Source organism: Paenibacillus taichungensis (assembly GCF_050994985.1).
Classification (GTDB): domain Bacteria; phylum Bacillota; class Bacilli; order Paenibacillales; family Paenibacillaceae; genus Paenibacillus; species Paenibacillus taichungensis.
This window is the reverse complement of the sequence record NZ_CP194720.1, coordinates 3,691,930-3,704,002: the sequence shown is the minus strand read 5'-3', so window position 1 is coordinate 3,704,002 and position 12,073 is coordinate 3,691,930. Positions and strand designations below refer to the sequence as shown.

The 12,073-nt window shown below is 45.3% G+C and carries 11 protein-coding genes; 9 read left to right on the top strand and 2 right to left on the bottom strand.

The window, feature by feature from the left end; translation table 11 throughout:
• Window positions 1-41: 41 nt before the first annotated feature.
• Together ACR1R9_RS16480 and ACR1R9_RS16475 are read left to right on the top strand one after the other, a co-directional pair.
• The gene (locus ACR1R9_RS16480; RefSeq protein ID WP_433923171.1) at window positions 42-521 is read left to right on the top strand and encodes an N-acetyltransferase family protein; all 480 of its coding nucleotides are present in this window, start codon (window positions 42-44) and stop codon (window positions 519-521) included.
• A gap of 53 nt (window positions 522-574) precedes the next feature.
• Entirely contained in the window at window positions 575-1,195 is a 621-nt protein-coding gene (locus ACR1R9_RS16475; RefSeq protein WP_433923172.1) for a TraX family protein, read from the top strand.
• A gap of 106 nt (window positions 1,196-1,301) precedes the next feature.
• On the opposite strand, the gene ACR1R9_RS16470 is transcribed toward ACR1R9_RS16475, so the two are convergent.
• Entirely contained in the window at window positions 1,302-5,009 is a 3,708-nt protein-coding gene (locus tag ACR1R9_RS16470; protein WP_433923173.1) for an amino acid adenylation domain-containing protein, read from the bottom strand.
• A 46-nt stretch (window positions 5,010-5,055) separates the two neighbouring features.
• Window positions 5,056-6,798, bottom strand: a complete 1,743-nt coding sequence (locus ACR1R9_RS16465; RefSeq protein WP_076289738.1) for a methyl-accepting chemotaxis protein — start codon at window positions 6,796-6,798, stop codon at window positions 5,056-5,058.
• Between the two features lie 631 nt (window positions 6,799-7,429).
• Between ACR1R9_RS16465 and rpiA the strand changes: the two genes are divergently transcribed.
• From rpiA to ACR1R9_RS16430, 7 genes are all read left to right on the top strand, one after another.
• Window positions 7,430-8,101 carry a ribose-5-phosphate isomerase RpiA gene (rpiA, locus tag ACR1R9_RS16460; RefSeq protein WP_076289446.1) on the top strand — a complete coding sequence of 224 codons (672 nt, stop codon included), beginning with the start codon at window positions 7,430-7,432 and terminating at the stop codon, window positions 8,099-8,101.
• A 42-nt stretch (window positions 8,102-8,143) separates the two neighbouring features.
• Window positions 8,144-8,725, top strand: coding sequence for a GNAT family N-acetyltransferase (locus ACR1R9_RS16455; protein ID WP_433956376.1), 582 nt, complete (start codon window positions 8,144-8,146; stop codon window positions 8,723-8,725).
• A 14-nt stretch (window positions 8,726-8,739) separates the two neighbouring features.
• Entirely contained in the window at window positions 8,740-9,198 is a 459-nt protein-coding gene (locus ACR1R9_RS16450; protein ID WP_024630132.1) for a MarR family winged helix-turn-helix transcriptional regulator, read from the top strand.
• A 174-nt stretch (window positions 9,199-9,372) separates the two neighbouring features.
• The gene (locus ACR1R9_RS16445; RefSeq protein WP_433923174.1) at window positions 9,373-9,879 is read left to right on the top strand and encodes a response regulator; all 507 of its coding nucleotides are present in this window, start codon (window positions 9,373-9,375) and stop codon (window positions 9,877-9,879) included.
• 61 nt (window positions 9,880-9,940) lie between these two features.
• Window positions 9,941-10,912, top strand: coding sequence for an alpha/beta hydrolase (locus ACR1R9_RS16440; protein ID WP_326067199.1), 972 nt, complete (start codon window positions 9,941-9,943; stop codon window positions 10,910-10,912).
• Window positions 10,913-10,968: 56 nt separating this feature from the next.
• Window positions 10,969-11,319, top strand: a complete 351-nt coding sequence (locus ACR1R9_RS16435) for a hypothetical protein (RefSeq protein ID WP_433923175.1) — start codon at window positions 10,969-10,971, stop codon at window positions 11,317-11,319.
• A 17-nt stretch (window positions 11,320-11,336) separates the two neighbouring features.
• The gene (locus ACR1R9_RS16430) at window positions 11,337-12,050 is read left to right on the top strand and encodes a class I SAM-dependent methyltransferase (protein ID WP_433923176.1); all 714 of its coding nucleotides are present in this window, start codon (window positions 11,337-11,339) and stop codon (window positions 12,048-12,050) included.
• Window positions 12,051-12,073 lie beyond the last annotated feature (23 nt).

Below are 12,073 nucleotides of genomic sequence, written 5' to 3'. Positions count from 1 at the left end.
ATTAAGCAGGGAGACGTTTTATATAAGGAGTTGAGTTAAAGATGGCGTATCGGATTAGACGTGCCGAGCTTAGCGATGTTAACGGAGTAGCACAGTTGTTCAATGAGTATAGGATGTTTTACGATCAGCTTACTGATTTGAACGGAGCGAATGAATATATTAGAGAACGTATGGAACGCAATGAATCCGTTATTTTAATTGCAGAATCGGAAGTGGAGTGCAGTTTGACGGATAAACTTTTAACGGGTGATTTTGGTGGATTTGTACAGCTGTATCCCAGCTTTAGTTCAGTATCCATGAGGACAATCTGGGTACTTAATGATCTGTACGTACATGTGGATTATCGACAGCGGGGAATTGCGCGTAAGCTGCTGCAAGCTGCAAGACGATGGGGAAATGAGAGTGGAGCTGTGCGAATAGTGCTCTCTACGGCGATCAGCAACAAGAAAGCTCGGGCATTATATGAGTCGGAAGGCTATACGCTGGACACCAAGTTCATGTATTATGAACTTCAGATATAAGAAAGACTTGGAGAACCCTGAAGTTCAGGATAAGCAGGAGGGATTAGCACAAAATGATGCAATGGATAGCCATGATCACGATGTTGATCGATCATATAGGGGCCGTCTTTTATCCACAGGTGGGGGAGCTAAGAATCATAGGGCGGATTGCTTTCCCAATCTATGCTTTTGCCGTTTATATCGGTTATAAACATACTCGCAACGTACAAAAATACATATGGCGGTTGTTCTGGATAGCAGTGATCTCTCAATTACCTTTTATGGCGGCTTTTAATCATTTTTCGCTGAATGTGGTATGGACATTATGGTCTTCTCTACTTGTATTGCTTGTGCTCGATAAACTTCCGGTCCGTTTGCTGGGAATTCCGATTGTGATCGTGGCTGGTTTGGTCATGGAGATGACCCATATGGATTATGGTATGTATGGCTTACTGCTTGTATTGCTATTCCGTTACTTCCAGGGCCCAGTATTGGTAATGGCTCATTTGCTCTTAAATGTGCTCTATATTTACCTGCACAGCAGCTCTATTCAGATGTACAGCGTGATTGCTACAGCGGGAATTGCATTGGCCCAGTATTATAACGCAGGCTTCCGTCTGAAAGGTCCGCGTTGGATTTGGCGTTATTTCTATCCTGCACATTTGGCTGTCATTGCTTTGATCCGCTTGATTTGAGAATTCTTCACGAAGAAAAGAAGCCACCTTATCCGTCATCACTGACGTTGGGGTGGCTTCTTTATATTCATTAATGGATGCAATATAGGCATTCACTTTATTGAATTTATTCCATCGTTGGAGAAGTGCCAAACTGCTGTCGAACGGCCTTAGGGAAATAACCAATCTCGATGGCATGTTCCAGCATTTTTGAGATGAAACGGTCATCTGTTTTTGCACATATAATGCCGGCTGGTTCCACATAAGCAGTTGTTACAGGAGAGGCATACACGTATGCAGAATCCTTTGCACCGTCTCCTTCAAGCTGGGCGATAGCCAGTTGAAGCGCCTCAGGGTCCTTACTGACACTGCCATCGAACAACCAGTTGGTATACTCTGCAAAAGGCAGAGTCTCCACTTCATAACCGGCCCGATTCACAGAACGAATCAGATCATCGTAGCTGATAGGCTCCGGATTACAGATGTGGAATACACGTCCTGCTGTATCCTGGCGTAATGCCAGATGTACAATGGCCTGACTTGCATAATTAATAGGTGTAAAATCAACCATCCAGTCGGCTGCCGGTGCTTTACCCAGCAATAACATTGCTTTAATCATACGATAAAAGGCATTACTATCGATATTAGATTGGAAACGACCCGTCTCGGAATGACATGTCAGGTTACCTGCACGATAGATGCTCACAGGTACACCTTCTTCAGCAGCAATCATAAGCATTTTCTCAGCTTCAAGCTTGCTGTCGGAGTATAGGTTTTCCACATGCAAGTCGGCTGGGAAGCGATCGTATTGCAATGAGGATTCCCACTGTCCACTGAGTGCAAGATCTTCCGGTATGCCCATCGTGGATACATGGTGGAAGGAGGCACCTGGCTTGCTACGAACGAGCTTAAGCAATGCGGTGGTTCCATCCACATTGGTTTTGGCGAATTGTGCTGCATCCCCGAAATGTCGTACATCCGCAGCACAGTGTATTACACGGTCAATTCGTTCTTGAACGTAAGTTGTCTGCTCGACTGAAAGACCAAGATTCGGTTGCTCCAGATCGCCTTCGATAATCTCGACGCGGGATACGAGGAGGGGGAGCAGTTCTGGTCCAAAGTAACTTTTCATAACGCTGCTCAGTCGTTCCATCGCAGAGCTTCCATCTGCTGGGCGGCGAACAAGAGTATAGATGCGTGTATTCGAAGTTAGAATCAACTGTTGCAGCACATGGGATCCAAGATATCCGGTAGCCCCGGTCAGGAGTACATGCTCGGGATTCAGAATTTCAGGATATCCGATCTGGGATTTCAGCTCTACAGGATGTTCAGACAATTGGGTAATTACGCCGTTATTCCCTGAGGAATGGGCAGTTTCTTCTGTAGTTTGAGCCAGCTTCTCCACGCGTTGCGCCAAGGCACGAATCGTCTTCTCGGCAAAAAAGTCGGCAATTTTCAGCAACGGATAATGCGGTTTAAGAATGACCAGCACATGGATGACCCGTAGAGAGTCACCGCCAATGGCGAAGAAGCTATCCTCCACACCAAAGTCATCGTGCTGAAGAATTTCTTTCCATGCTTCCAGAATAATCGCTTCGGTTTCCGTCTCTGGCAGTACCCGATCAGGTCGATCTTCATGACGCTCTACGTGAGGCAGAGCTACCATCGCTTTGCGATTGATTTTGCCTGTCGGTGCAATCGGCATTTCATCAAGCTGGCAGATCCATTTGGGTACAAAATAGGAAGGAAGCTTCACCGTTAGCTCCGCTTTAATGTCCGCAACGGAAAGTGTACTGCCATCTTTAGAAGTAAAGTATCCTACGAGCATGTTTTGACCATCAGATTCCTTCTTGGGAATCACGGCAACATCCTGAACCTGATCCAGACGGGCAAAATGATCCTCGATCTCTCCAATCTCAATCCGGTGACCCCGGATTTTTAACTGAGAGTCGCTGCGTCCTACATATTCCAGCAGTCCGCTATCGAGCATTTTGGCAATATCGCCAGACTTATAGATTTTCTCATCGATTGCAAATGGATTATCAACGAATGCCTGTTCTGTACGCTCCGGCTGGTTCAGGTAACCTTTGGCCAGAGCGGGTGTTGCTATATATACCTCGCCAGGAACGCCTACCGGGCATAACTGCTGTTCTTCATTAACGATATACACTTTATAGTTATGAATCGGTCTGCCGATTGGAATGTTAACAACACTTTCCGGAACTTGCTCGCTAATTCGGTGAGTCGCTGTTGCTACTGTACATTCCGTAGGTCCGTATACATTGACGATATCAATTTGGTTGCCGAATTTGCGCTGGAAGGCGCGAACCTGCTCACCATACAGTGCTTCTCCAGCCACGGTAATGATTTTGACTTTGGCCAGCTTGTGGAAGCCTTCATCAGACAGGAAGGAAGCAAGCTGGTTGAAAAAGATAGTTGGCAGTATTGTAATAATCGTTGTACCTGTGCGCTCAATGGCACTTGCAAATTCTTCAACGGATACACGTTCTTCCGCCGACAACAGGTACAGTTCTGCTCCGTAGAACAAGGCGCCAATCGTATCCCACACTGATGCATCGAAGCTGTATGTAGCAAACTGGGTTAATACGTCACCTGGCTGAATATCGCAATCCCGTTGCACGACACTACCAAGATTGGCAACACCTCGATGGGCGATAAGTGCACCTTTCGGTTTGCCAGTAGATCCCGAGGTATAGATGATATACGCCAGGTCGTCTGGTTGAATATCCAGATTGGGATTGCTTGCTGCGAATCCGGCAAGGCGTCCATCCACGGCCAGGATTTGGCGAACGGTAGTAATTCCTGAGAATAACCGTGAAGCTTCAGGTAAAGAGGACTCTTTGGTTAGGACAAAGGATGAAGCTGTATCTTCGACAATATAACTGTTGCGTTCTTGTGGATGCTCAGGATCGACAGGGACGTATACTCCGCCAGCTTTGAGAATACCGAGCAAAGATATAATCGTTTCCAGACTCCGCTCCATAAAGATGCTGACGAATTCTCCTTTTTGCAATCCGTTGGATAACAGCACACGGGCTACCTGATTGGCACGTTCGTTCAATTCTCTATAGGTGTACCGGCCAGTTGGTGAAGTAATTGCTGGAGATTCAGGATATTCGGCTGCTGTTGCTTCGAACCAGCCATGAATTGTCTGATGCTCTGGTTCGAGAACGGCGGTATCATTCATTTCTCGGTATAGCAATCGGTCTGAAGCGGATAAAATGTCCACTGTACCGATGGCCTTGTCTTGGTCACGCAGCATAGCCAAAAGAAGAGTCTGATAATACTCTGCATATCTTGTGACCGTAGATTCATTTAGAAGTGAACTGTCATAGAACAGATCCAGTGTGAGCATATCCTGATCATCACGGATATTCCAATTTAACAATTGAGGAGCTTTAGGCAGCTGCACACTGTTATACATGAACAGCGTTTCCGGATTTCCTCCCGCTTGCAGCGTGTAATGAAGCTGGAGTTGATCGGAAATCTGATGAATCAGTTCATTAAAGGTTAATTTGCCTTGAATTTGCAATAACACAGGGGAGGCTGCCTGATCGGGAGCCAGCGTGCCGATGGCAAGTTCCTGCTCAGCTGATAAACGGAACAACAGGGCTGCGTAGGCAGACAATAATGCTGGATACACACCCTCTGACCCGAATTTTTGTTTCAGTTCCCGACCCAGGGACGATTCCAGTGAAAGATGAGCAGACTCATAAGTGAATGATTGTTGACGGCGCCCAAAATCCAGTGGAATCTGAAGAACCGGCAGGCTAGATTCCACTGTTTGGGGAGATGATGATTGATTTTCGACCACTTCAGTTGTTCCTCCTTGGTTCAAACCGTTCAAGTTGTGGGTTGAATTATTGTTTACTTACATTAAAATGCGAAATCAGTTCTTGCAGTTCCTCAGACATGCTGTTCAAACGGGTAGAGGAATCAACAAGTGTAATCAGTGATGCTTTTTGTTCATCAACAGATGAAGAAATCCGTTCACTATTATCAGCTGTCTTACTCACACTCGCAGACAAATCATCCGCAGTTGCGGTCATTTCTTCTGTACCTGCAGAGATTTCTTCTGTAGCACTGGATACTTCCTGGATCTGATTCGATACTTTCTTGGCTGCTTCCAGAATCTCTTCGAACAACTGACCCGTTTGATCAGCTACGCTGAGCCCTGTATCCACTTCAGACGTTCCTTGTTCCATCGCACGAACGGCTTGTCTAATTTCAGCCTGAATCTCCTGGATCAGTACGGCAACCTGGCTCGTGGATTCTTCAGACTGCTCAGCAAGCTTACGTACTTCACCTGCTACAACCGCGAATCCTCGACCTTCTTCACCAACACGTGCTGCTTCAATCGATGCGTTGAGTGCAAGCAAGTTCGTCTGGCTGGAAATGCCTGAGATGATACTTAGAATATCGCCAATTTCCTGCGAGCGGCTCTCCAGAACCTGAATGGCCGATGCGGTGTTTTTAACAGATTCCGTAATCAGATTCATCTGTTCGGATACCTGACGAACCACACTGTTTCCTTGTTGAGATCGACGTTCCATCTCATAGGCCTCGTCAGCTACACTCGCTGAACTGCTGGCAATAGTCTGAATGACGACAGCCATCTCGGACATCGCACGGGCACTATCGCGGGTCGCCTGTTCCTGCGCACGAATGTTGGATGTAATCTGAGTAACATTACTATTAATAGTATCAGCATTCTCGCTGTTTCTCTCGGAGACTTCATACAGTTCCTTGGCAGACTCGTTAACTTCTTGCGAAGTGATTTGTACTTTGACGATGGTATCGTTGATCTTGCGAACCATGGTATTGAACTTTTCGTTCACAATGCCCAGATCGTCTTTGCCTGTCGGAATTTTGACATTCAAATTACCCCGGCTTACGTCATCAATCCCTTTGATCAGGTGACGAATAGGGGAGAGCGTGTTTTTGACAACAAGATATTGGATAATCAGGAACAACAGGAGGAACGCTACCAGGATGATTATTCCGTTCTTAAGCAATTTGTTCAGTCCGGCAGGTACTGCTGATGCGTCTGCATCGACTGCAAAGTAAGAGTAAATCTTGCCATTACTATCCTTGATCGGATAAGCAATGGTTGTCCAGGTTCCGAAGTCGTCGGAATAAAATGTGGTGAACGTTGGGCGATCCGTATTCACCATTTCTTTCAGTGCATTTGCCACAACGACAGGCTGTTCATACATGTCGCCGATATTTACATTTTCACTCTGGAAGGCTTCCTTCAGATTGGTTGGCATGGCAACCAGGGAAGTTAACCGCTTGTTATCTCCACCCAGCTCTACACCAAAGATGTAGGCTTGTGCAATGTTGGGATAATATTGTTGCATTTCATCGAAATAGGCACGCAATTTGGTTTGTGCTTTTCCATCGTAATTGGCTTCTGTAATAGCAGCCTGTACTTCGGTGGAATCAATGCCCTCTGCCCATTTTTTGGTGATTTGTTCTACTTGACCATGTAGCTGGTCAACGAGAATCGTTTTTTGAAAGTAATAGCTGCTGGCAATAAGTGCCACGCCGATAATAATGATGTTAGTAAATGAAAGTAACAGATTTTTGGAGAAAAAAGACATGCTTTTCCAACTTAATGATTTCACTAAAGTCCACTCCTGATCTTCTTTGAATTGATAATATGCTGAAGTCTTCATGATGCAAATTAAGTCATTCCCGTATCCCCTCCAAAGGTATAATATGCGACCATCGTCTTGGGTTTCTAGTCGCTATGTAGAGATATTTTTACCTAGATACCCATGGGTGTCTAATTATTAAAACACATCTATACTTAATATGTCGTATAAAATGTCGTCAAATTGAATAGTTTTGTTAAAACTTTTTTAATATTTTACGTATTTATGGACATATGAAGGAGTGATTTAGGTATTTAGAACTGTTTATTTAAAATAATTCCCATTTTTTAGTTTCATTCTGTATTCTATAACATGGTGGGTTAAAAAACATCCTAAAACATTGAAAAAATAGTGAAAACGACAGAAAACGGACTTTCTTCTGCCACACAAATCAGATATCAGGGAGGAGAAGCTAACCAAGAATGTACATAAGCAACATCAATGATACATGTGAAGCGGAGAAACAGGCCAAGTTTTCCAGTTCAACAAGTCATGCACAGATATACATCGGAAGCGGTTTTATCTATAATAACTACAGTATGCATTTCTCAAATCATGAGCAGGCGGGGGTTTATAGATGAATCTTAAACAGATAGCAGCTGAGCGCGCGGCAGAATATGTTCAAGATGGAATGAAGGTTGGATTGGGTACAGGATCAACGGCGTATTACGCTATTTGTCGAATTGGTGAGCGAGTACGTGAAGGGTTGAACATTCAGGCTGTAGCTACTTCGGAAGCATCGGACAAGCTCGCCAAAGAGTGGGGAATTCCGATCGTTCCATTTGATCAAATTGGACGTCTGGATCTTACCATTGACGGTGCAGATGAAGTTGATCCTGAGTTTAACCTGATCAAAGGTGGCGGCGGGGCGCTTTTGCGTGAGAAAATTGTAGCTGCAAACAGTGACAAACTGATTATTGTGGCCGATGGCAGCAAAGCCGTACAAAAGCTGGGGAAATTCCCGTTGCCAGTTGAAGTGGTTCCGTTTGCTTCAGAATGGACCTTCCAGGCGCTGGAGAAACTCGGATGTCATCCGGAATGGCGTATGGATGGGGATCAACGTTATCTTACGGATAATGGAAACCTCATTGCAGATTGCCGCATGGAAGCCATAGAACATGCTGCGGAGCTTAACGTTCAGTTAAATATGCTCCCAGGTGTTGTCGATAATGGATTGTTTATCAAAATGGCGGACACCGTCATTCTTGCGAAGGATGATGGCAGCATCGATGAGCGTCATCGTTCATGAACGGAAAGTGAGGTCATTGCATAGATGAGGGAAAACCCGTTAGTGGATGGTGAGATTGTTCTTCGATGTGTGGAGAAAGAAGATCTGACTGAACTCTATGAATTGATCTACAGTGAAGACGTACCGGAATGGAAGCAATGGGATGCGCCATATTATGCCCTTGAACATGAGAGCTACGAAGACTTCGAACGGAGCATGTTAAGAAGACTTGAAGCAACTCAGAGCAATGCTGATCCGGACTCCATTCGAATTATTGAGCTGAATGGACGAATCGTCGGTACAATCAGCTACTATTGGGAACATCGTCCATCCATGTGGCTGGAAATGGGAATAGTGCTGTATCGTTCAGCCCAATGGGGGCACGGGATCGGCACGCGAGTACTTCAGATATGGTCCAGCTACTTATTCGAGCAATTGCCACTGGCCCGGGTTGGGTTGACGACCTGGTCAGGCAATGAACGGATGATGCGTTCAGCTTCGAAGTCGGGACTGCAGGTAGAAGGACGCATGCGCAAATGCCGCATTGTGGATGGCAAGTATTATGATTCGATTCGTATGGGAATGCTGCGCGAAGAGTGGGAGCAGATACGATCTTCAGGCGCAGATCGAAATGTAAACAAGTGATGGAGGATTAAGAAATGCCGAACAACGAGGACAATCGGGAACTGTCTTTACAATTATTTGTGGTTCTCGCTCGCGCATATAATTCCGTTACATCCAGATCCAATCGGGATATCCAGAGTCATGGACTGAATACAACAGAATTTGGCGTGCTTGATTTGTTATACCATAAAGGGCCGCAGGCGTTGCAAAAGATCGGTGAAAAAGTGTTAATGTCCAGCGGCAATATCACGTATGTTGTGGACAAGCTTCAGAACAAAAATCTGCTGATTCGTCGAGCATCCAAGGAAGATCGGCGTGTCATATACGCTGAATTGACGGAGGAAGGAAGACATCTGTTCACACAAATCTTTCCTCAGCACCACCAGGTGATCATTGATGCGGTGGATGGGCTGGAACCTTCGGAAAAGGCGGATGCGATTCGTTTGTTAAAAAAGCTTGGTCTCGCCGCAGAGGGGAAAACTGACTTGCGTTAATAACGCAGGTCAGTTTTTTTATATGAATGTATGCCATTCGTCGTTCATGTATAATGAATAAATAGGTTGTATTTGAACGGGGACGATCGAGGCTGCTGAAGCTGCTGCAAGAGATTGAGAAAGCCTTTGTATAAGCAGTAGGGCTTAATTCGCGATTAGGAGAGTGATCATGTGATGTCTAATGAACATGGAGAGAAGAACTCATCGCACAAAACGATTGAACCGTTATCCAATCAGATGGTTCACGGCAAGGGGAGCCAAGAGCAGAGTTGTATATCTCTTCCGATATCAATCTTGCTTGCAGATGATAACGTCATCAATCGGCAAGTTGTGAAGATGCAACTCAAAAGGCTGGGCATGACGCAAGTGGATGCCGTCTCTAATGGGGAAGAGGCTAGCGAGGCCTTTCTTAGCAATAAGTATAGTATGATCCTGATGGATAACATGATGCCTGTAATGGATGGACTGGAGGCTACACGTCATATCAGAGCCATAGAACAGGATAAGATGTGGCACCCTATTCCGATTATTGCGATGACAGGAAATGTGATGGATGGAGAGAAAGAGAAATGTTTTGAAGCCGGGATGAATGATTTTATTGGTAAACCCTTCACGCTTGAATCTCTAAACAACGTGATTCAGAAGTGGCAACAAGCATCTCAGCCCAGAGAAATTACGTAATGATAGATAGTATACATACTTGTTTCACGTGGAAGATCGACTGAAAGAGAGGGGGATGTTCATGTTATTATACAGCCTTGCGGTTCTGGTGCTGATCGTTCTTGCCTTACTATGGTTAGGTGGACTTTACTTCTTCAAAACCGCCATTCGGCGTGCTCCAAAATCATTTCTGGTTGACAATCCAAATCTGATGCCCGAACCGGATAACGAAATAATAAGCAGTGCGTCTGACTTGACGTGGCTTGATACGCAGCCAATCGAAGATATATATGTTGAATCCCATGATGGATTAAAGCTGCATGGAACATGGCTTCCTTCTCCCAACGGATCGCAGCATCCAACGGTTATCCTGGCGCATGGTTATTCGGGAAAAGGCAGAGAGATGGCGGGCTTTGCCCGCTTTTATGCTGAAAAGCGGGGCTACAATGTGCTGATGCCGGATGATCGGGGTCATGGCCAAAGTGAAGGCAATATCATCGGATTCGGCTGGCTGGACCGTAGAGATTATGTTCAGTGGGTCCATTGGGTTCTGGGCAAGGTTGGCACAGAGACGGAGATCATCTTGCATGGAATTTCGATGGGAGGCGCTACAGTATTGATGACAGGTGGTGAAGCTCTCCCTGATCAGGTAAAGGCCATCGTATCGGATTGTGCGTATACCTCAGTGAAGGATGAACTGACCTTCCAGCTCAAGCAGCTATACAAGCTGCCCGCATTTCCGTTTATACCCGTTACCAGTCTTATCTCTAAATGGAAGGCAGGTTACTTCTTTGGGGAGGCATCGGCACTCAATCAACTCACCAAAGTTCAAGTTCCTGTTCTTTTTATTCATGGTGAGGCAGATAGGTTTGTTCCGACAGAAATGGTTTACAGACTATATGAAGCTTGTCCGACAGAAAAAGAACTGTTGACTATCCCCCGTGCGGGTCATGGAACAGCGTTTCAAGTGGATCGTCCCCGATACGAGGAGGTGCTGGAATCCTTTTTGACAAAGAACCTATCGAATTCTTCTGCAGTATCATCATTCATCTGATTCCAATAAAGCAACCTGGGTATTAAGTAGAAGATGTCCTTAAGGGGAGGTGCGAGATGCCATATACACCTAGAGTTTGTTCATATTGTCATGAAAAAATGGCAGAGAATGAGTTCAAATGCAAATCTTGTGGCAATCTGGTTACTACCAAAACGGTTCAGCCTGAACAACCGCACATGATTGAAAATGATGAATTGATATTGGATCCATATTCAATTGTGTTGCTTGTTCTGATGACACTGTTTCTTCCTCCGGTAGCCATGACCATCGGCGGCGTGATGTTATTTAGTGACAATACGTATAAGCAGGATACAGGTAAATTACTCGTAACTGGGGCATTTGTAGTGATGGTCATTCTCACCATTATTCTGTTTGCAGTTTCGGGGACATTGACGATTAATATCTAATCTATGGAGGTGCTTTTATGGCAAATGAACAATTTGAGGCTGCACGGAAAGCAGAGGCAGGTTACCATTCTAACTTCTATCAGAATAATGAATTATTCGCGTCCGGTACCTGGATGGCGAGGCCCATGCCTATGGTTATGGATATGTTGGAGCGTCTACTTGCCCATAAGACGGAACTGCGAGTTCTCGATTTGGGATGTGGTGTAGGCAGACATACGATACCCATTGCACAGCGTCTCGGGCAAACAAACAGTGAAGTGATCGGGGTGGATTTGCTGGATGAGGCTGTAGATGGACTTCGCAAATATGCGAAAGAATATCAGGTTGATCATATCGTGCAAGCAGAGAAAGCAGATGTTGAGCATTACGCTATCAAGCCGGATCATTTTGATTATATTGTTGCTTGCTCTTGTCTGGAACATGTTTCAAATAAACAAGCTTTAGTGGAAGCTATTGAACGTTTGCAAGCGGGAACCCGTACAGGCGGCATTCATTGTATCACGATGAGTACAAGTGTAGAGGAAAAGGAAATCAACACAGGACGGGAGCTTGAGCCGTTGATTGAATTGAATCTGCCCACAGCGGAGGCTATCGCATTACTGGAGAAGGCTTATACGGATTGGAATATTCTTCTTCAGGAACATGTAACACAGACGATCGAAGAGGAAAAATATGATGAACCGACACAGTTCCGTTGTGAACTGCTTCGTTTCGCTGCACAGAAGCAGTAGCAGCCTGCCGGGATCGCGTAGTA